16 protein-coding genes, 2 pseudogenes and 1 riboswitch are annotated in these 20,904 nt (G+C 61.8%); of the genes and pseudogenes, 3 read left to right on the top strand and 15 right to left on the bottom strand.

The genetic code is table 11. The features are described 5' to 3' along the window. Position 1: 1 nt before the first annotated feature. The 13 genes and pseudogenes from hutH (SJY08_RS18525) to SJY08_RS18465 all read right to left on the bottom strand — a co-directional run bounded on the left by hutH (SJY08_RS18525) (position 2) and on the right by SJY08_RS18465 (position 15,718). Complete coding sequence (gene hutH / locus SJY08_RS18525; protein ID WP_377277475.1) at positions 2-1,537, bottom strand: histidine ammonia-lyase; 1,536 nt, start codon at positions 1,535-1,537, stop codon at positions 2-4. Continuing rightward, positions 1,534-2,754, bottom strand: a complete 1,221-nt coding sequence (gene hutI, locus SJY08_RS18520; RefSeq protein WP_377277474.1) for an imidazolonepropionase — start codon at positions 2,752-2,754, stop codon at positions 1,534-1,536. Before hutI ends, hutH (SJY08_RS18525) begins: the two co-directional genes overlap by 4 nt. After that, entirely contained in the window at positions 2,751-4,259 is a 1,509-nt protein-coding gene (gene hutH, locus SJY08_RS18515; RefSeq protein WP_377277472.1) for a histidine ammonia-lyase, read from the bottom strand. The genes hutI and hutH (SJY08_RS18515) overlap by 4 nt, the downstream gene beginning before the upstream one ends. A 43-nt stretch (positions 4,260-4,302) precedes the next feature. Next, entirely contained in the window at positions 4,303-5,676 is a 1,374-nt protein-coding gene (gene hutF / locus SJY08_RS18510) for a formimidoylglutamate deiminase (RefSeq protein WP_377277470.1), read from the bottom strand. Between the two features lie 136 nt (positions 5,677-5,812). Beyond that, entirely contained in the window at positions 5,813-7,438 is a 1,626-nt protein-coding gene (locus SJY08_RS18505; protein WP_377277469.1) for an FGGY family pentulose kinase, read from the bottom strand. Continuing rightward, positions 7,431-8,138 (bottom strand): HAD family hydrolase, encoded by a 708-nt coding sequence (locus SJY08_RS18500; protein WP_377277467.1) that lies wholly within the window; start codon positions 8,136-8,138, stop codon positions 7,431-7,433. The genes SJY08_RS18505 and SJY08_RS18500 overlap by 8 nt, the downstream gene beginning before the upstream one ends. A 6-nt stretch (positions 8,139-8,144) precedes the next feature. Beyond that, positions 8,145-9,629 (bottom strand): mannitol dehydrogenase family protein, encoded by a 1,485-nt coding sequence (locus tag SJY08_RS18495; protein ID WP_377277465.1) that lies wholly within the window; start codon positions 9,627-9,629, stop codon positions 8,145-8,147. Positions 9,630-9,663: 34 nt separating this feature from the next. Further along, entirely contained in the window at positions 9,664-10,443 is a 780-nt protein-coding gene (locus SJY08_RS18490) for an L-iditol 2-dehydrogenase (protein WP_377277463.1), read from the bottom strand. Continuing rightward, a complete protein-coding gene (locus tag SJY08_RS18485; protein ID WP_069042658.1) occupies positions 10,440-11,438 on the bottom strand; it encodes an ABC transporter ATP-binding protein in 999 nt (332 codons plus the stop codon). The genes SJY08_RS18490 and SJY08_RS18485 overlap by 4 nt, the downstream gene beginning before the upstream one ends. 12 nt (positions 11,439-11,450) lie before the next feature. After that, entirely contained in the window at positions 11,451-12,275 is an 825-nt protein-coding gene (locus tag SJY08_RS18480) for a carbohydrate ABC transporter permease (RefSeq protein ID WP_054149341.1), read from the bottom strand. Between the two features lie 10 nt (positions 12,276-12,285). Then, a complete protein-coding gene (locus tag SJY08_RS18475) occupies positions 12,286-13,158 on the bottom strand; it encodes a carbohydrate ABC transporter permease (protein WP_069043978.1) in 873 nt (290 codons plus the stop codon). A gap of 144 nt (positions 13,159-13,302) precedes the next feature. Then, positions 13,303-14,617 (bottom strand): annotated as a pseudogene (locus tag SJY08_RS18470) (ABC transporter substrate-binding protein). A 147-nt stretch (positions 14,618-14,764) separates the two neighbouring features. Continuing rightward, complete coding sequence (locus SJY08_RS18465; protein WP_377277459.1) at positions 14,765-15,718, bottom strand: sugar-binding transcriptional regulator; 954 nt, start codon at positions 15,716-15,718, stop codon at positions 14,765-14,767. 141 nt (positions 15,719-15,859) lie between these two features. On the opposite strand from SJY08_RS18465, the gene SJY08_RS18460 reads away from it, so the two are divergent. After that, positions 15,860-16,405 (top strand): DUF4142 domain-containing protein, encoded by a 546-nt coding sequence (locus SJY08_RS18460; protein WP_377277457.1) that lies wholly within the window; start codon positions 15,860-15,862, stop codon positions 16,403-16,405. A gap of 633 nt (positions 16,406-17,038) precedes the next feature. On the opposite strand, the pseudogene SJY08_RS18455 reads toward SJY08_RS18460, so the two are convergent. After that, positions 17,039-17,863: pseudogene (locus tag SJY08_RS18455) on the bottom strand (manganese catalase family protein). Between the two features lie 81 nt (positions 17,864-17,944). Next, entirely contained in the window at positions 17,945-18,148 is a 204-nt protein-coding gene (locus tag SJY08_RS18450) for a hypothetical protein (RefSeq protein WP_069042651.1), read from the bottom strand. Between the two features lie 121 nt (positions 18,149-18,269). Between SJY08_RS18450 and SJY08_RS18445 the strand changes: the two genes are divergently transcribed. Further along, the gene (locus SJY08_RS18445; RefSeq protein WP_377277455.1) at positions 18,270-19,553 is read left to right on the top strand and encodes an NAD(P)/FAD-dependent oxidoreductase; all 1,284 of its coding nucleotides are present in this window, start codon (positions 18,270-18,272) and stop codon (positions 19,551-19,553) included. A gap of 122 nt (positions 19,554-19,675) precedes the next feature. Further along, positions 19,676-19,907, top strand: a riboswitch (cobalamin riboswitch). Positions 19,908-20,108: 201 nt separating this feature from the next. Next, positions 20,109-20,903 carry an ABC transporter ATP-binding protein gene (locus SJY08_RS18440; RefSeq protein WP_069042649.1) on the top strand — a complete coding sequence of 265 codons (795 nt, stop codon included), beginning with the start codon at positions 20,109-20,111 and terminating at the stop codon, positions 20,901-20,903. The last annotated feature ends 1 nt before the right edge of the window (position 20,904 follow it).

The raw sequence follows: 20,904 nt of genomic DNA, 5'->3' as shown, positions 1-20,904 counted from the left end.
CTCAGCCCTCCAGCCCCGGCAGCAATCCGGCGGAGACGGCCGAAACCAAGGTCCCATCCGCCACCAGGCGACCGGCGGCCTCGAGATCGGGCGCCATGTAGCGGTCCTCTTCCAGTGTGGCGACATGGGCACGCAAGGTGGAGATCACACGTCTCAGTTCCGGGCTCGTCGTCAGGGGCTCGCGGAATTCCACGCCCTGGGCGGCGGTCAGCGCCTCGATGCCGATGATCGAGAAGAGGTTGTCGGTCATCTGCAGCAGGCGCCGTGCCCCATGGCAGGCCATCGAGACATGGTCTTCCTGATTGGCGGATGTCGGCGTCGAATTGACCGAGGCCGGATGGGCCATCTGCTTGTTTTCACTCATCAGGGCAGCCGACGTGACCTCCGCGATCATCAGACCGGAGTTGAGCCCCGGTCTCTTGGCGAGGAAGGCCGGCAGCCCGTAGGACAGGGCCGGATCGACCAAAAGTGCGATGCGCCGTTGTGCGATCGCGCCGATCTCGCAGACGGCAATCGCGATCTGGTCGGCAGCGAAGGCCACGGGCTCGGCATGGAAGTTGCCGCCAGAGACGACGCTCATGTCGGAAAGCACCAGCGGATTGTCGGTGACGGCGTTCGCTTCGATTTCGAGTGTCCGGCCCGTCATGCGCAACAGGTCGAGGCAGGCGCCGTCGACCTGCGGCTGGCAACGGATGCAATAGGGATCCTGCACACGTTCGTCGCCGTCCAGATGGCTTTCCCGGATCACCGAACCGGCGAGCAGGCCCCGCAATGCCGCTGCCGTATCGATCTGGCCCTTGTGGCCGCGCAGTGTATGGATGTCAGCGGTGAAGGGCGCTGACGAGCCCATGGCTGCATCCGTCGAGAGCGCGCCGGTGATCAGTGCTGCCTGTGCGGCACGATGGGCGCGGAAGAGGCCTGCCAGCGCCAGCGCCGTCGAGGCCTGCGTGCCGTTGATCAGCGCCAGACCTTCCTTGGCCGCCAGCACGACGGGCGTCAGCCCCGCACGCTTCAACGCCTCGGCGCCGGAAAGCCGTTCGCCCTGATAGAAGGCCTCGGCCTCTCCCATCATCACAGCGGCCATATGCGCAAGCGGTGCGAGATCGCCGGATGCACCGACGGAGCCTTTCTCTGGAATGAGCGGGGTGACACCCTTGTCCAGCATGCCTTCGATCAGCCGCACCAGGTCAAGGCGAACGCCGGAGGCGCCGCGACCGAGCGAGATCAGCTTCAGCGCCATGATCAGGCGCACGATATTGTCCGCCAGCGGCTGGCCCACGCCGCAGCAATGCGACAGGATCAGATTGCGCTGCAGTGTCTCCGTGTCGGCCGCATCGATCTTGATCGAGGCGAGTTTGCCGAAGCCGGTATTGATGCCGTAGACCGGCGCGTTGCCGGCGGCGATTTCCGCAATCCGTGCGGCCGCCTTCTCAATGCCGGCGTCGAAGCTGCGGTCGAGCACGGCACTTTCGCCGCTCCAGTAGATCTGCGCCAGTTCGGCGAGAGAGACGCGGCCGGGGTGAAGCGTAATGGTCACGACAGAATTCCTTTGGTGATGTGGCCGTTCCAGATGCGCTGATGCAGCGGGTTGAAGCCGATGCGGTAGACAAGTTCCGCCGGGCTCTCGACCGACCAGATGGCAAGGTCGGCTTGCTTGCCGACCTCGATGGTGCCGACCGTGTCAAGACGTCCGAGCGCGCGGGCGGCATTGCGGCTCACGCCGAGAAGGCATTCCTCGACCGTCATGTGAAACAGCGTGGCCGCCATGTTCATGGTCAGTAGCAGGGAGGTCAGCGGCGAGGTGCCGGGATTGCAGTCCGTGGCAAGCGCGATTGCCGTTCCGTGTTTGCGGAACAGATCGATCGGCGGCTTCTTCGTTTCGCGGATGAAATAGTAGGCGCCGGGCAGCAGCACCGCGACGGTTCCGGCCTTGGTCATTGCTGCTGCGCCGTCCTCATCGGTGTATTCCAGATGGTCGGCTGACAGCGCCTGATACCCGGCGGCAAGCGCTGCCCCCTGCAGATCCGACAGCTGGTCAGCATGCAGTTTTACCGGCAGTCCGAGAGATTTCGCCGCATCGAAGACAATCCGCATCTCCTCAGGAGAAAAGGCGATGCCTTCGCAAAAGCCGTCCACCGCATCGACCAGTCCTTGCACCTTGGCAGCCCTCAGGCCCGGCAGCACAACCTCCTCGATGAAGGCGCGATTGCGCCCCTTGTAGTCGGCAGGCGTTGCATGCGCTCCGAGATAGGTCGTGGTAATGGAGACCCGACGCTCGTCTCCGAGCTGTCGGGCGGCACGCAGTATCTTGAGCTCGTCTTCAACGGTGAGCCCATAGCCGGACTTGACCTCAACGGTCGTCACACCCTCGGCGATCAGCGCATCGAGCCGGGGAAGCGTTTGCGAGACAAGTTCCGCCTCGCTCGCCTCGCGCACCTGGCGCACGGACGAGACGATGCCTCCGCCGGCGCGTGCGATTTCCTCATAGGAAGCGCCGGCAAGACGCATTTCGAATTCACGTGCCCGATTGCCGGCATGCACCAGATGCGTATGGCAATCGATCAGGCCCGGCGTCACCCAGCGCCCCTCGCAGTCGATCACCTCGGCGCTACCGGGGATCGCGATCTCGTCCGCATCGCCGACAGCGACAATCCGCCCGCCCTCGATCATCACCCTGCCATTCTCGATCATGCCGAGCCGTGGCCGGTCAGGCGACATGGTCGCGAGCCGTGCATTGGTGAGGATAGTCGTCATGCACCCTCGCTTTCGGACCAGGCGGCCGTCGTCTTCAGGAGTGTCCGGATCTGCTGGATGTCGCTGTTCAAGGGCCGGTCGTCCCGGTAGAAGGGCACCACACGGCGGAGCCGCTCGTAGATCCCTTGCGTCATCGGAGCCTTGGCCGCCTTGGAAGACTGCAGGTCATGGGCCTGCGCGGCGGCGGTCAGTTCGATGGCAAGCACGGTCTCAAGATTATCGACAATCGCCAATGCCTTGGCCGCAGCAGGCGTCGCATGGGTCAGGATGTCTTCCTGCAGGCCTGAAGTGATGCCACCATCGAGGCTTGCCGGCATCGCGAGCCGGCGGTTTTCAGCCACCAGTGCTGCCGCTGTATACTGAATGATCATGAAGCCGGATTCGACGCCGCTGCCCGAGGCGAGGAAGGCCGGCAGGCCGCTCACCAGCGGGTTGACCAGCCGGTCGATCCGCCGCTCGGAAATGGCGGCGAGTTCGGCTGCGGCCGTCGCCAGATGATCCATGGCGAGCCCAAGGGCGGCACCGACCGCATGCGCCTGCGAATGGACTTTCGGGTCTTCAGGCGATCCGCTCACGGCGGGGTTGTCGGTGACGCTCGCAAGCTCCCGATCCACCACCGCGCGGGCCTCCGCGAGCGCATCGCGCACCGCGCCATGCACATGCGGCACGGCCCTGAGGCTGAGCGGATCCTGCGTCCGCTTGCCCGCAGATTCCGCCAGAAGCGCGCTTCCGGCCAGCAATGTCCGCAAGTTCTGCCCGACCTGCTGCAGCCCATCGGACTTCCGCAGGGAAAGCGGCATCTCCGCAAATGGATCGCATTGCGCGCCGAGGTTCTCATAGGTCATCGCCGCTGCTGCATCTGCCCAGTCGACGAGATGCGCGAGCCTGGTGACGGCAAGCGAAGCAAGGCCGGTGGCGCAGGGTGTACCGTTGATCAGGCTCAGACCTTCCTTCGCCTGGAGCACCAGCGGCTTGATATCAAGCGCGGCCAGCGCGTCTGCGCCCGACATTAGCTTGCCGTCATGACGGCATTCCCCTGATCCGATCAGGACCAGCCCGATGGCCGCGCCATGCGTCAGGTAACCGACGGAACCCCTGGACGGGATCACCGGGAGCATATCCTTGTTCAGGAGGGCGATGAGTGTCTCGACGACCTCAAGCCGGATGCCCGAATAACCATGCGCGAAATTGGCGACCTGGGCTGCCATGATCGCGCGTGTTTCCACCCGCCCGAGCGGTTCGCCCACGCCACAGGAATGGCTGAACAGCAGATTGCGGGAAAGCGCTGCCTGCTCCGCACGATCGATTACCACGTCGCAAAGTGCGCCAACGCCGGTATTGATCCCATAGCCACGGATACCTTGGTCGACCAGGGCTTCAACGATTGCGCGGGCTTTGAGGATCCGCTGCCGCGCCGTTTCGCTTAAGGCCAGCCTGGCGCCCTCGGCAATCGCGGCGATCGCATCTGAAGTCAGCACCTTATCGAGAGTGATCGTCTGCACCATCAGGCGCTCCATCTGCTGAAAAGAATTCGCCGGCAAATGAAACTCATTGCAGGATCCTCTTCAGCGCGCGGGCAAAGTCGCCGTCGATGCGCTCTTCGGCACGGTGGCGACCCTCCCGAACCACGAAGTTCCCGCGAACCATCACGTCGCGCACGGCCTCGCTGGCGAGCGCAAAGATCCAGCGGTCGAGGATCTGATCGTCTTTGGCAGCAGCGATGAAAGGGTTGGCACCGTCGAGCACGACGAGATCGGCGCGCGCGCCGACGCGAATACCGCTCGTCTTGAGACCCGCAGCCTGGGCGCCGCCAGACAGACTTGCGTCGATCAGCGTGCGGCCGACCGAGGCACCAGGACCGGATACAAGCCGGTTGCGGCGTCGATCGCGCAGCCGCTGTCCGTATTCCAGCACGCGCAATTCCTCCGCCACGGAGGTGGCGACATGGCTGTCCGTGCCGATCCCGAAGCGCCCGCCCAAGGCCATGAAGTCCGTTGCGGGATAGATCCCGTCGCCGAGATTGGCTTCGGTGGCCGGGCAGAGACCCGCGACCGCTCCGGACTTCGCCAGCCGTGCCGTCTCCTCCGCCGTCATGTGCGTCGCATGGATGGCACACCAGCGCTCATCGAGCGCAAACTCGTCGAGCAGATAGCTGACCGGCCGGCGGCCGCTCCAGGCAAGGCAGTCCTCCACCTCCCGTTCCTGTTCGGCCACATGAATATGGATGGGCCCGCCAGTTTGCTCCGCCGAGAGCACCGCGCGCATCTCGTCCGGCGTCGCCGCCCGCAGCGAATGGATGGCCAGACCAAGGCGCACATCGGCAGTCGTGCAAGCAGGCGCCAGCCGATCGAGAAGAGCCAGGAAACTGTCGACGCTATGAATGAACGGACGCTGTCCTGCATTGGGCTCGAGCCCTCCGAAGCCGGCATGGGCATAGAAAACCGGCAGGTGCGTCAGGCCTATCCCGGCCGTCTCCGCCGAACGCAGGATACGGCTGGACATCTCGAAGCCGTCGGACGTGCCGACCTCAGGCAAAGCATGGTGGAAATAGTGGAATTCAGTGACATGACCGAAACCACCTTTCAGAAGTTCACTATACAACTTTGTCGTAACAGCCTCGACATCGTCGGGCGACATGCGCCCGACCAGCCGATACATGGTGTCACGCCATGTCCAGAAGCTGTCATCGGTTGAGCCGGCGATCTCGGCGAGACCGGCCATTGCCCGCTGAAACCCGTGAGAATGCAGGTTTTGCAGCGCTGGAACCACGGGTCCGGCCAGCATGGTTGAATCTGGCCCATGCACCGTGCCGCGTTCGATCGAGGCTATCGAACCGCTCTGATCGATCCCGATTGTCACATCGCTTGCCCAGCCCTCGGGCAGAAGCACGCGCTCACAGAACAGACTTTGAGAAGCTCTCATCTCGAAACCTTTGCAAGTTGTATAGGCAACATGGCAGGTTCCAAGCTTCGGCGCAAGAGGGCACCGATGCGCCGTCGGATCCGGTGTTCTGTTGACTGCACGCGGCCGAGACCTCAACTCTTGAGGCCGCGTGGGATCAGATGGCCAGGGAAACGGCGTCCGGCGTTCTGCCTTGAGGGCTTGCAAGCGTCGCGAGTTCTTCGCGATGCCGCATCATGGCCAAGAGCAGCGCGTGATCCCGCGCGAGAGCTTGTTGCCGCTTCGGCGATGGAGGAAAGTGCTTCATGGCATACCGCATCCGGCTCCCCGCTTCGGCAGAAGTCGAAAAGGCGCCAGCGGCAACAGCCGCATGCAGTGCGCAGCCGAGCAGAACGGCGTCGCAGTCGATCGGCACGAAGACATCGCAGCCGGTCGCATCGGCATAGAGTTGCGCCAGAAGCGGATGGTCGGCCAGGCCGCCGGCCAACAGAAGCTGTCGCGGCGCTCCCGCACGGCGCGGCTGATGGTCGATGATATGGCGGATGCTGCAGGCAAGCGCCACGCAGCTTCTCCAGTAGAGCCTGAGAAGGGAGCGCTCACTGCGATCGAGATCGAGCCCCGCGATTGTCCCGGTGAGCATCGGATCGGACACGGGTGAGCGTGTACCGTGCAGGTCCGGCAGGACGCTGATCGGCAGACCGAAATCTGGTCCCTCGCTCGCCAGACACTCGGCGATCCCGTCGAGGATTGCCCGGTGGCGTGCCTTCATGGGAATCCCGCCGGCCGGATGTTGCGTTACAATGTGGTCCAGGAAGGCACCCGAGGCAGACTGCCCGGCCTCCGTCAGCCAGAGGCCGGCAATCGCGGCATCCCGAAAGGCGCCCCAGCAGCCGGTGCCGGACACAGGCTCGCTCGAAAGCCGCACGATGCAGCTCGAAGTGCCTGCAATCAGCACGGCTTCGGCATCGAGCGTGACGTTCGGCCGTTCCCCCGCGGCGAAGAGGCCGACAGTTCCCGCGTAAGCATCGATCAGCCCCGGGGCGACAAGGCACTGCTCGTCGAGACCAAGTTCCGCGGCGCTGGTTCGGGAGAGGCAGCCGATCGCCTGACCCGGCTGTTCCGAAAGGGGCGGCAGCCCCGCTCGCTCCATGACATCGCCGAGTCCAACTTTCCGGTAGTAGTCGATCGGTGGCCCACCGGGCGCCTCCGGCATATAGCCCCATTTCGAGGCGAGCGCTGAATGGCTACGTTTCTCGGAGCCGGTCGCGCGCCAGGTCAGGAAGTCGCAGAGATCGAATATTTGTGCGCTTTCGGCCCAGAGATCCGCTCTGTGCCTTTTGAGCCAGAGCAGTTTCGGGATCTGCATCTCGACCGAAAGCCGTCCGCCAAAGCGTTCGAGCAGCGGATCGGCGATCGCGTTGCAGTATTCGGTTTCCTCAAGCGCCCGATGGTCCATCCACAAGATGGTGTCGAGGTTCGGCGAGCGTGTTTCCGAGACCGAAAGCGGGCGCCCATCGCGGTCACGCACGACAAGCGAACATGTGGCATCGAACCCGAGGGCCAGTATTTCGTCAGCAGAGATTCCGCTTTCGGCAAGGGCAGATTTAACCGCGCTGCAGACTGCCGCCCAGATCTCTTCGCTGTCCTGCTCCATATGCTTGGGCAGAGGCTGGTGAACGCTGATCGGGACGACACAGCGGGCAAGTTGCCGACCGCTGAGATCGAACACCCCGGCCCGTGCACTGCCCGTGCCAACATCCACGGCCAAGAGGTGCTCACGCATCAGTCAGATCTTCCGGTCTCCTCGCTCCGCGCACAAAGTGGAGCAAATTCTCCATGGCGTCAAACTGCCCATCCGGCTTCAGATGCGTGAGCGCCTCCCGGTAGCTGGCATTCCCGGTATGGGATCCGCCGGTAAAGGCGATGACCTTCATGCCCGCGGCTTGCGCCGCACGGATGCCGGCGGGGCTGTCCTCGATCACGAGACACTGCGCCGGCGCGACACCCATCTTGGTGGCAGCATGCAGGAAGAGATCGGGTGCGGGTTTGCCGCGTTCGACCATCGTCGCGCTGAAGATATGTGGGCTGAGACGGGGAAGAAGTCCGGTCACGGACAGGGAGAGCTCGATCCGTTCCCGCTGACTGGACGAGGCCACACAGCAGGAGACCCGCATGGCCTTGAGTGAATTGATGGCGGATGCGACCCCTGGAAGGGCTGCCAATTCCGCACGAAACCGCGCGTAAAGCCTATCCCGCATGCCGGCCAGGAAAGCGGGATCGATCTCGACACCGAATTCGGATCGAACCACCTCTGTCAGCGAACCAAGGCTTCGCCCGAGAAAGCGCTCCGCCGCCTCGTTGGTCGTCAATCCAATTCCCGTTTCGGCCAGCGCTTCGACCAGAACCTCGAGCGCGATGCCTTCGCTGTCGACGAGGACCCCGTCACAATCGAAGATCACCAGGCGGATCGGCTGCGGGTCCATGGTCACTCAGCTTGCAAGGGTTCCGTCGAGATAGCGCTGGAGCGTAGCGGCGGCGCCTTGGCTCCGCAAGCTTGCGATCGCTTCACCGAATCGCTTCTGGAACTGCGGATTGGCTCCGACGGATCCAAAGATGTCGGTAATCCCGATGAAGGCCATGGGATCATTCCGAGAGGTGAGTGCAGCCACGTGCAGCCGCTCCGCGCTTGGATCGTTGAAGGCGATCGGCTTTCCGCCGTCGCTCGTGCCTTCGAAGTAGCGGCACCAGAGGGCCGAGACGAGAGCAAGGCCTTGCACGTCCAGATCCTGGGCCAGACGATCTGCCGTCGAGGGTAGAATGAACTTGGGCTGACGGTTCGAGCCATCCTGCGCCAGGCGCGGGATGGTGTCGCCAATCTTTGGATTGGCGAATCGGTTCTCGATGAGCGCGAAATAGTCCTGCAAGCTGGTGTTGGGCACGGGCGGCACGACCGGGATGATCTCGTCGTTTTCGAGCTTCGCCAGGAAGGCCCGGATCAGCGGGTTCTCCATGGATTCATGCACGAAATGAATGTCCATCAGCGCCGCCGGATAGGCGATTGCCGCATGGCCACCATTCAGGATCCTGAGCTTCATCAACTCGTAGGGTGCCACATCGGGCACAAAGGTCACGCCCACGTCTTCCAGGGCAGGGCGTCCCAGCGGGAACTTGTCTTCAAGCACCCACTGCTTGAAGCCCTCGCAGAACACGGGCCAGCCGTCTTCGATCCCGTAATTCTCTCGCGTGATGTCGATTTCCCGCTGTCCGGTCGCAGGCGTGATGCGGTCCACCATGGAATTCGGAAAGGCGACGTTGTGATGGATCCAGTCGGCGATATCAGGATCAGACAGGCGCGCCAACCCGCAGACGGTGGCTTCCGTCACCTCGCCATTGCCGGGGATATTGTCGCAGCACATGACGGTGAAGGGTGGAACGCCCGCAGCGCGGCGCGCCTTGAGGCCGGCGATGATCAGTCCGAAGACCGTCTTCGGCTCGCCAGGGTTCTTCGCGTCGGCGACGATCGCCGGATGATCAGGATCGAACTTGCCGGTTGCCGCATCGATGAAATACCCACCCTCCGTGATCGTCATCGAAACGATCCGGATATCGGGGGAGGCGAGCGTCGCGACGATCCGATCGAAATCCGGTGCTGTGATGACATCCAGCATCGGCCCGGTGATGGTCGCGGCCGAGCGATCGATATCCTGCTCGACCACGGTCGTGAGGAAATCCTGGGCTTTCAGCGTGTCACGCATCCGCTGGTCGGAGGCCATGACACCAGCGCCGATAATGCCCCAATCGAGATCGCGACCGCTGTTGAAGAGTTCGTGCAGGTAGATCGCCATATGGGCGCGGTGGAAATTGCCGACGCCGAAATGCAGGATCCCGGGACGGATGTCCTCGCGGCGATAGGAGGGCAGGGACGCCCAGTCACCGATATCTGCCAGAGTTGCAAGCGAGAGTTTGATCGTCATGAGTGCATTCCTTGGCTGGGGGCCGCACGAGCCGTCAGCTCATCCAGTTTCCGCCGTCGACATTGTAGGTCTGGGCGACGATGTAGTCGGCTTCCGCCGATGCGAGGAAGACTGCCATGCCGGTCAGATCCTCCGCCCGGCCCATACGGCCGAAGGGGACCGCCTCGCCGACAAGTTTCTTCTTTTCGCCAAGCGGACGGTTTTCGTACTTTGCGAAGAGCGCGTCGACCTCGTCCCACATCTCGCTGCCGACCACGCCGGGCGCAATCCCGTTGACGTTGATCCCGTGCTTGATGAGGTCGAGGCCAGCCGATTGGGTGAGCGAAATGACGGCAGCCTTCGAGGCGCAGTAGACGCCGACCAGCGGTTCGCCGCGTCGTCCGGCCTGGCTCGCCATGTTGATGATCTTGCCACCACGCCCTTGCGCCATCATCTGCTTGGCCACGGCCTGCATCGTAAACAGCGTTCCTCCGACATTGATGTCGAAAACGCGTTGATAGCTCTTGCGGGAAATCTCGACGATCGGAGCGAGATCGAAGATTGCGGCATTGTTGACCAGAATATCGATGCCGCCGGCGCGTTCGACACAGGCAGCAATCGCTGCGTCGATCGATGCCTGATCGGAGACGTCGATCCGGACGGCATAGGCCGCAGGGCCGATCTCCGTTGCCGTTGCCGATGCGCGGTCGAAATCGATATCGGCGATCGCAACCGCCGTTGCACCTTCGCGAATATAGACTTCCGCAAAGGCCCTGCCGATGCCGCGGGCTGAGCCTGTGATAATTGCCGATTTTCCGCTCAATCTGCCGGTCATGCTGCCAGTCCCTTGTCATTGAATTTGTGCAGTCGATTGAGATCCGGTGTCACATAAACAGTGTCGCCATGACGGACCGGGAATTCCCCTCCGGTCCGCGTGGTGATCGTGCCGACACCATCCACCTCGACATGCAGGAACGTGTCGGAGCCAAGATGTTCGGCGACTGTCACAAGACCACGCCACATGCCGCTGTCGAGCGAGAGCGTGACATGCTCCGGCCGAATGCCAATCGTGTGGGCGCCATGGGCGGAAGCCGCCTTGCCAGAGATCAGGTTCATCTTCGGCGAACCGATGAAGCCGGCGACGAAGAGATTGGCCGGGCTGCGATAGAGGTCGAGCGGCGATCCCACCTGCTCGATGCGGCCCTTGTTGAGAACCACGATCTTGTCAGCCATGGTCATGGCCTCCACCTGGTCGTGGGTCACGTAAATCGAGGTTGCCTTGAGCTTCTGATGCAGTTCGGTGATCTCGAGACGCATGGCGACGCGAAGCGCCGCATCGAGGTTGGAAAGCGGCTCGTCGAACAGGAAGCAACGGGGATTGCGGACAATGGCACGGCCGATAGCGACGCGCTGTCGCTGACCGCCGGAGAGTTGCCCGGGCCGGCGCTCCAGGTAATCGGTGAGGTTCAATATGCGCGCTGCCTCCTCGACCTTGCGGTTGATCTCGGCCGGGTCGACCTTCGCCATCTTCAGCGGAAAGCCGATGTTCGAGCGCACGCTCATATGCGGATAAAGTGCATAGGACTGGAACACCATTGCCAGGCCGCGCTGCGCCGGCGGTGTATGCGTTTGATCCTTGCCGTCGATCACAATGCGTCCGCCGGTCGCGTCTTCGAGGCCGGCGATCAGGCGCAGCAACGTGGACTTGCCGCAGCCGGACGGCCCGACGAAGACGACAAATTCACCGTCATTGATTTCAAGGTCGATCCCCGGGATGACCGCATGCTCGCCGAAGGACTTGGAGAGCTGTTCGAGTTTGATGCTGCCCATGGTCGGGTTTCCTTACTTGACGGCGCCAAAGGTCAGGCCGCGCACGAGTTGCTTCTGGCTGAACCAGCCGAGGATCACGATCGGCGCAATCGCCATCGTCGAGGCGGCCGACAGTTTCGCCCAGAACAACCCTTGCGGACTGGAGAAGGAGGCGATGAAGGCGGTTAGCGGCGCCGCATTGGTGGTGGTGAGACGGATCGTCCAGAAGGCTTCGTTCCAGGCGAGAATGATGTTGAGGAGAAGCGTCGAGGCAATGCCTGGCAGGGCCATGGGCGCGAGCACATAGACGATCTCGTTGAAAAGCGAGGCACCGTCCATTCGCGCGGCTTCGAGGATTTCGCCCGGAATCTCGCGGAAATAGGTGTAGAGCATCCAGATGACAATCGGCAGGTTGATCAGCGTCAGCATGATCGTCAGACCAATCCGGGTATCGAGCAGACCGAAGTCGCGGAACAGCAGGTAGATCGGAACGAGCACGGCTACTGCAGGCATCATCTTGGTCGAGAGCATCCACATCAGGATGTCCTTGGTCCGCTTGGTCGGCGAAAACGCCATGGCCCAGGCGGCCGGGATGCCGACGAAAAGTGCCAGGATCGTCGAGCCCACAGACAGGATGACCGAGTTCATGAACGGCTTGATGTAGTCGCGCTGTGTCTGGACCGTCACGTAATTTTCGAAGGTAAAGGTCGGGATCAGGTCGAAGCCCTGGATCGCTTCGCTTTCCGTCTTCACACTGGTGATCAGCGTGTAGAGGATCGGGAAGAAGATCACGAAGGCGATCGTCCAGGCAATCGCTGTAAAGATGATCTTGCGCCGGGTTGTGACGTTGCGAGCCATGGCCTTGTCCTTACCGGTCGAGGTTCTTGCCGACGGCGCGCATCAGGAAGATGGCGACGATATTGGCGAGAATGATTGCGATGATGCCGCCCGCCGAAGCGCCGCCGACGTCGTAACCCAGAAGGGCCGTTCGGTAGATCAGGAAGACGAGATTGGTCGAGGCATAGCCCGGGCCGCCATTGGTGGTGACCAGGATTTCCGCGTAGACCCCGAGCAGGAAGATGGTCTGGATCAGGATGACCACGGTAATTGCGCGGGCGAGATGCGGAAGCGTCAGATAGATGAACTTGTCGATGAAGCGCGCACCATCCATCTCGGCCGCTTCCTGCTGCTCGCCATCGAGTGACTGCAGGGCGGTGAGCAGGATGAGCGTTGCAAACGGCAGCCATTGCCAGGCAACGATGATGACGATCGACAGAAGCGGATATTGCGCGAACCAGTCGACGGGGCTCAAGCCGAGCGCCCGGTTGATGTCGGCCAGCACGCCATAGCCCGGGTGCATGATCATGTTTTTCCAGATCAATGCAGCGACCGGCGGCATGACGAAGAAGGGCGAGATGACGAGGATACGCACGATCCCCTGGCCGAAAATCGGCTGGTCGAGCAGCAGCGCCAGCAGCGTGCCGCCGAAGATGGTGATGAACAGCACGCCGCCGACGATCAGCATGGTGTTCCAGATCGACTGGAAGAAGGCCGGATCCGTATAGAAATAGCGGTAGTTGAACAGGCCAGCGAAGCTGACATTGGCAGGGTTGAGCAGATTGTAGTTCTGGAACGAGAACCACAGCGTCATCGACAGTGGCACGATCATCCAGATCAACAGGAGCCCGACGGACGGCGCCATCATCAGACGGGCCAGGGTGCGTGTGTTTTGAGTAGCCATGATGAAGCTCGCCCTGATGGCCATGTCGGAGACGAGGTCCGTAGGCCCGTTGGAGGCTAGGTGACGACGACCGGCATTGGCCGCAAACGGTCGAAGCCTTTCCTGCCCGGATCGCAATCCGGGCAGGTAGTTCGGGAGGGTGGATTACTTGATGTAGCCGCCGCGGGTCATTTCGCGTGTCGTCAGAACTCTGAGCCTGGGCAAGCGCATCATCGACCGACATCTGGCCCGCAAGTGCGGCCGAGAAGAGCTGGCCGACGGAGGTGCCGAGGCTCTGGAACTCGGGGATGGCGACGAACTGCACGCCGACATAGGGCACCGGCTTGACGGTCGGGTTCTTCGGGTCAGCGGCATTGATCGAGTCGAGCGTCATCTTCGCGAACGGCGCCGCCTTCTGGTATTCCGGGTTCTCGTAGAGAGAGGTCCGCGTGCCCGGAGGAACATTGGCCCAGCCTTCCTTGGAAGCGACGAGCTCCGCATAGGCCTTGCTGGTCGCCCAGGAGACAAACTTCTCGGCAGCTTCTGCCTTCTGGGTGCCTGCCGGGATGGCGAGGTTCCAGGCCCAGAGCCAGTTGCCGCGCTTGCCGAGACCGGTGTCGGGAGCGAGCGCAAAGCCCACCTTGTCGGCGACGGTCGAGTCCTTCGGGTTGGTCACGAAGGAAGCGGCGACAGTGGCGTCGATCCACATGCCGCACTTGCCCTGCTGGAAGAGCGCGAGGTTTTCGTTGAAGCCGTTCGAGGACGCACCCTGCGGGCCCGCGTCGTTCATCAGCTTGACGTAGAAGTCGAGCGTATTCTTCCATTCCGGCTGATCGAATTGCGGCTTCCAGTTCTCGTCGAACCAGCGGGCGCCAAAGGCGTTCGAGGTGGCCGTCAGGAAGGCCATGTTTTCGCCCCAGCCGGCCTTGCCGCGCAGGCAGATGCCGTTGATGTCGTTGGCGCGGTCCGTCATCTTGCGAGCGGCGTCGGCAACAAACTCCCAGGTCGGAGCGTCGGGCATGGTGAGCCCGGCCTTCTCCATCAGGTCCTTGCGGTACATGATGAACGAGGATTCGCCGTAGAACGGAGCCGCATAGAGCTTGCCGTCTTCGCCGGTCAGGCCTGAGCGAATGGCTGGAAGCAGATCATCGACATCGTAGTCTGCGCCGAGATTTTCGAGCGGCAGCAGCCAGCCTTGTTTGGACCAGATCGGAACTTCGTAAGTGCCGATCGTCATGATGTCGTACTGTCCGCCCTTCGTGGCGATGTCCGTCGTCACACGTTCGCGCAGAACGTTTTCTTCGAGTGTGACCCATTCAACCTGGATGTCGGGATTGGCCGAGGTGAATTCCGAGGTCAGGCCCTGCATGCGGATCATGTCGCCGTTGTTGACGGTCGCGATCGTGAGGGTTTCGGCCGAGGCCATGCCGGCAAGCGCCAGCGCCGAGCACGCGCCCAGCAAAATCGTCTTCAATGTCATGTCTTCCTCCCAGAAGAAAAATGAGCATTCGCTTTGCTCATGGGCAATTACTCAATCGTAGAGCAAAAAATGTCAATCCGCATTTCATGCTGCGCTGCCGCATGAAATAGCTAACCAACTGTTCTGGAATTAAAATTTTATAAAAGCCTAGCTCGCCACAAGGTGACGCGCAGCGTCCTCGTCCGTGATCAGCCCATTGATGTGTCCACCCCGGACGGCCGCCAGGATGGCCGGATGCTTGCGCCGACCCCGTGCGAGACCGATCACGGTCGAAGTTTCCCGGGCGGGAATTTGCAAGCTCGCAACCCGCTCATTGACCGGATGGGTCAGCAACTCGCCGTTGTCCCCGAAGATCCAGCCGCAGATCTCTCCAACCGCGCCGGCCTGCAAGAGATCTTCCATCTCGTCGGCCTTCAGGAAGCCATCGACGAGAAGCGGAGCACGCATGTTCATCTCGCCGATGCCGACAAAGGTGACGTCCGATCGCCGCGCGAGCGCGATTGTCGGCGCGACCAGAGGCTGGTCATGCAGCAACTGCCGCTCGGCGGGAGAGGAGACGATGACCGGCAGCGGCATCGGGAAGTGTGGTGCCTTCACCGCATCGGCCATGGAGAAGATGACGTTGAAATAGGCAGCCGATCCGTCGGGGCTGATATTGCCCGTGAGCGAGACGATCTTGTGCTGCGGACATTCCATCGGAGACAACTGATCGATCATCGACCGGAGTGTTCGACCCGTACCCATCGCAATGACCAGTGGCTCGGGCTGTTTCAGCCAGCGCTCCAGTTGCGCCGCGCCCGCTTCAGCCACTCCCACTGTCGCGGACTCGGATCCGGGATCGGTAGGAACGATTTCCACCGCCTTCAGGCCGAACTTGCGCTTCACGGCTTCGGCAAGTTCCAGGCATGCCGCGATGGGATGATCGAGCCGGACCTTGATCAGCTTTTCCGCAATCGAAAGGGATACGAGGCGCTGGGCGCTTTGTCGGGATATGCCCATGGCAGCCGCGATCTCGTCCTGGGTTTTGCCGGCGACATAGTAGAGCCATCCGGCCCGTGCTGCATCGTCCAGTCTTGTCTGCCCCTCGCCACGCCGTGCCATGCGGTCTCCTCTCCGTGTGGAAACACTGCTGCCAATTTTGCCCTCTCCTGTCAAATCCGGGCTCCGCGCTCGTGCATGTGTTGGAACGGTTTGAAGGCTGACGGGTTGAACCTTTGACCCCATTGTTCAAGGAGAACGATCATGACACGTTCCATTTCGCTCGCAGCCGCAACGGCACTTTGCCTTGTCTCCACGGCAACGGCCCAGCAGACGGCACCAATCCAGCAGCTGCCGACCCCCCAGGCTTCTGCGGAGACTGAAGCATTGGGCCCCAAAGGCTTCGCGCAACGGGCCGCCGCTACCAACGAGTTCGAAATACTGTCCGCGGAACTCGCTCTGAAGCAAAGCCAGGACGAGGAGGTGAGGGCTTTCGCCCGCACCATGCTGGACGACCACAAGCGTGCCCAGAAACAGTTGACCGAAGCCGCCAAGGCCAATTCGATCGCGATGGTTCTGGAACTGTCGATGGAACAGAAACAGACGCTTACCGCGCTGGAACAGGCAGAGGAGAGCCAGTTCGACCCCGCCTATATGTCCTCCCAGATGAAGGCGCATGATCAGGCCATCAGGCTGCTGGGCGCCTATGCCGATCATGGATCAGCCGGAAGTCTGAAGACCTATGCGATTGCCAACTACCCGCTGGTCCGAATGCACAAGGTCAGAGCGCAATCCCAAACCAATCCGTGATTGAAGGCTGTAGATGAGTAGAACATGGCAACTCGCCGCCCTCTTGGGCGCAATCCTCGTCGCTATCGTGATGCTACTGATGGGCGAATTTCAGCAGGAGGTGACCGAGACCGCTCCCACTGACGCCCCCAACGCGTCACGCGCCCGTGCCGGACGTGCCGCCCAGCGCAACCGGAGACATCAGCACACCATAACGCCAAACGGGTAACGCAGAGGGAAGTCGCGCCCCACCCAAACAACTCCCATAAGGAGCAAAAGCTATGTCCCCCCACGCCTTCTGGCTCTTGTCGTCCTCCTCGTGATCCTCGCTGCCAGCTTTTACGCACTGGGCGGCGGGGGCATCCAGGACAATGAGGACAACAAGGATTATCCTCCCCACAGTGTTCAGCAATAGGCCTTCGGCAGCCGCTCCCTCCGAGGCTGATGCCAGCCAGTCTCGCGGTAGCGCGTCGAGGGGATCCATCTGATGCAAATCCCCAAAAAAAACCCCGCCGAAGCGGGGTTCAGGTAGGCGCCCTTGGGGCGGCCGGGGGGAGGTTCGGGGGAGGGAACAATGATCTCCTCTCTGAACCGGTAATGAGAAGCTTTGTTCCATTTATGGAACAAAGAGTTTTCGACCTATGACTCGCGTGATCAGAGCTGCTCGGTCTGAGCGCCGCTGTTAGGTTTCGCTCGTCCCAGATCCGGTTTGGGGCCGAGAGATTGCATCGGCTGGGAGACGAACTGTCCCTTGCCATCGACCGACTGTCCCTCGGACCAACGCCCGGCTGCAGCTGCGCTGCCGTCCTGCTGAAATCCGAGATATGCGTAGCTGAACTCCTGCTTTTCCTGCTCCTGCGGGAAACTGTTCGGAATCGGAAACACGCCTGTCGGCCCGCCCAACTCCTCCAGTGCCGCCATCCACTGGTTCTGGTGCATGGTGTCCCGCGCGATGAGATAGGACAGCATGTCCTTCATGCCCGGATCGTTCGTCATGGTGTAAAGGCGTGTAGCAAGGACGCGTCCGGTCGATTCCGCAGCAACATTGGCGGTCATGTCGGCGGCGATATTGCCGCTCGCATAGATGTGCGACATGTCGAAAGGCACACCGTCCGAATCCACCGGCATGGCAGAGAGCCCCGCCGAGAGAAGGTTCTTGAGGTTGATGCCGCCAAGAATCCCGCCACCGACTGGATCGGCCGCGATTTCTTACTTGAGTGACAGGGGGGCGCCTTCCAGGTTCATGGCAACTGCCGTTGCGAGCATCTCGATATGCCCCAGTTCCTCCGCTGCTGTGTTCATCAGCAGGTCGCGAAACTTCGGGTTGCCCCGGGCGCCGCAGGCCTGGAAGAAATACTGCATGGCAACGCGGATTTCTCCTTCCACGCCTCCGATCGCCTGCTGTAGGGCGCGGGCAAACAGAGGGTCCGGGGTCTCAACTCGGACGGGATATTGCAGCTTGTTGTCGGTATAGAACATCGCATCTTTCCTCGTGTTTGACGGTTGCCTAAAAAGGACCCTACCGGCTTGTTCCTGATTTTCTGACCATCAGGAGTGGGGTTATTGGTCGTCGCGGGTCTTCAGCGAATCGCCGAGATTTCGCTTTTCCGGGTCCTGCAAATTTTCGCCCACGGCATCCCGGTCGACCTTGGGATTGTCCTTGGCCGGCAGATATCCCGTCGGTCGATTCTCCTGCGGTCCTTCCCAGCGGGGCGACTGATCCGTTGTTCCCGGCTTGCCATCTTTCGGTGCGTTCATGCCCATCTTGGGTCTCCTCTTCTTGAGCTCTCCGTGACCAACCGTCCCGCTTGCGAACAGTTCCCCAGGAACATTCCGGACGCCTTCAGGTTGTCCCGGAACAATTCGCGCAGACAGTGAGGTGATGATGGAAGAACGATCCAGTATCGGGAGCCGGCCGCGCATCGTGATCGTCGGCGCAGGTTTTGGAGGCCTTGCCTGCGCAAAGGCTCTGGCAGACGCAGAAGTCGACGTGACCGTGATCGACCGGCGCAATCACAATCTGTTTCAGCCATTGCTCTATCAGGTCGCGACGGCAGCGCTTTCGCCTGCGGATATCTCCGAGCCGATCCGCCGTACATTGGGACGATCGGACAACATCCACGTGCTGATGGGAGAGGTGGTGTCGATCGATACGGACGCCCGCGCAGTCTCTCTCGCCGATGGCGCAGCGATCTCCTACGACCGCCTCGTTCTCGCGACCGGCTCGCAGTACAATTATTTCGGCCATCAGGACTGGCAGAAACATGCACCGGGGCTGAAATCGATTCACGAAGCCCGCCAGATTCGTCACCGCCTCCTGCTCGCCTTCGAGCAGGCCGAGCGAAGCCAGGATGAGGCAGAGAAGCGCCGCCTGTTGACCAGCGTCGTCATCGGTGGCGGCCCGACCGGCGTCGAAATGGCCGGCGCCATTTCAGAACTCGGTCGATTCATGATTGATCGTGATTTCCGTAGCCTGCGACCAGAGCAACTTCACGTCGTCCTCGTCGAGGCCGGTCCGCGTATTCTGGCAACCTTCCCCGAAAATCTCTCGACCTATGCGGCCGACTATCTGCGCGACATCGGCGTGGATATCAGGCTGAACACGCCTGTCGAAGACGTGACTGCCGAGGGCGTTAAGGTCAAGGATGCTTTCCTGCCGGCGAGCTGCATCGTCTGGGGAGCCGGGGTCAAAGCATCGCCGGCCGCGGAATGGCTTGGCCTTTCGCCGGGCCCGGGCGGGCGCCTGCCGGTGGTGCGCGACCTCTCGGTTGATGGCATGGACGGGGTCTACGCCATCGGCGATACCGCGCTGGCTTTGGGAGAAAATGGCGAAGCATTGCCCGCGCTCGCACAGGTGGCCAAACAGCAGGGGACGTTCCTCGGCAAAGCGCTCAAGGCCAACCTCCTGAAAGGAGCGGCTGTGCCAGACTTCCGTTTCCGCAATCGCGGCAACACGGCGGTCATCGGAAGAAACGCAGCCATCTTCGATTTCGGCTCCTGGCAGCTCAAGGGCCGTCTCGCCTGGCTGCTCTGGGCCATCGTCCATGTCTATTTGCTGGTCAATTTCGAGAAACGCCTGCTTGTCAGTGTTCAGTGGATCTGGCGCTACACCACCCGGCAGAGAGGCGCGCGTCTGATCGATGAGAACTTCGTTGCCCCTGAGAGGTAATGACCTCCGTTGAGAATCTGAGGGCGGATGCGCTTTGAAGGTGGACAACCCGGATTCGGATCTATAGACGTAACGATATTACATAACGAAAAGATCCAGGCTTGACCGCCAGGGGCTGCAGGTCCTATGCAAGCAGTGACGGTTCCCCGCCGGATGACTCCGAGGGGATTAATAGGGAACACGGTGAGGACGACCCAATAGGGACCAAGACCGTGGCTGCCCCCGCAACTGTAAGCGGATTGCTGTCCATTCTCGCGGCGTGAAAGCGCCGGGCCACTGCGGGTCACCGTGGGAAGGCAAATGGAAAGCGCATATCCGCGAGCCAGGAGACCTGCCGTTAAGTGAAGAAAACGAAGCGGACGGGGTGTTCCGATGGATACGAACTGGCTTTTGCGCTGCGCCGTCTGGCGCGCCGACCACATGCCATTTTGCCTCCGGAGAAATCCTGCGGAGGACTGGCATGCATTTCCTTCCAGATCATGAAGCGCAGGGACGGGCGATCGGCCTTGGCCATGGCGTAACGCTCGGCGTTTCGTCGTTCGAGGGGGCACGCCCATGAGCTGTACCAGCAAGGGCTGCCCGATCCGGGTCACCGATATCGGCTGGGGACCGAAGCCATCCCAGTATTTGGTCCGAGGCGTTTCCTTCTCCCTCGATGCCGGCGACCGGCTGGCAATCGTCGGGCCGAACGGGGCTGGCAAGACCACGCTTCTTCGCTGCCTGTATCGCGGTGTTAGCCCGCTGGAGGGGCGCGTCGAGGTCGACGGCCAGGATATCTGGCAGATGAGTGCCCGCCAGCTTGCCCGTCGGGTGGCGGTCGTTCTGCAGGAAATGCCGGGCGACTTCCCGTTCACCGTCCGCGACGTAGTGATGATGGGGCGCGTTCCCTGGCGCGAAGGCCTTGCGGGCTGGAGCGAAGAAGACCGGGCCGAAGCAGAGCACGCGCTCGACCATCTCGATCTGCTGCGGCTGGCGAACCGGCAGTTCTCGACCTTGTCAGGAGGTGAGAAGCAGCGTGTCCTGGTGGCGCGTGCGCTGGCGCAGAAGCCTGAAATCCTCATACTCGACGAGCCGACCAACCATCTGGATATCCGCCACCAGCTCGAGATCCTCGATCTGCTCGGCGCTTTAAACCTGACGATCATCACCACGCTGCACGACATTAACCTCGCCGCCGAGTTTGCAACGCATATTGCCCTGATGCATGGCGGCCGGATGAATGCGTTCGGCCCACCGGAAGCTGTTCTGACCGAACAGGCCCTGTCCGGAACCTTCGGTGTCCTCGCCGCCCGTCAACAGGCGGAGGGCGCTCGATCCCATCGTTTTTCCTTTTCCCTTGCCTTGACCTGAT

The organism is Rhizobium sp. R86522, from assembly GCF_042466255.1.
In the GTDB taxonomy this organism is placed as follows: Bacteria; Pseudomonadota; Alphaproteobacteria; order Rhizobiales; family Rhizobiaceae; genus Allorhizobium.
Note: the sequence above shows the minus strand (reverse complement) of the source record. Positions and strands in the feature narration are given on the sequence as shown.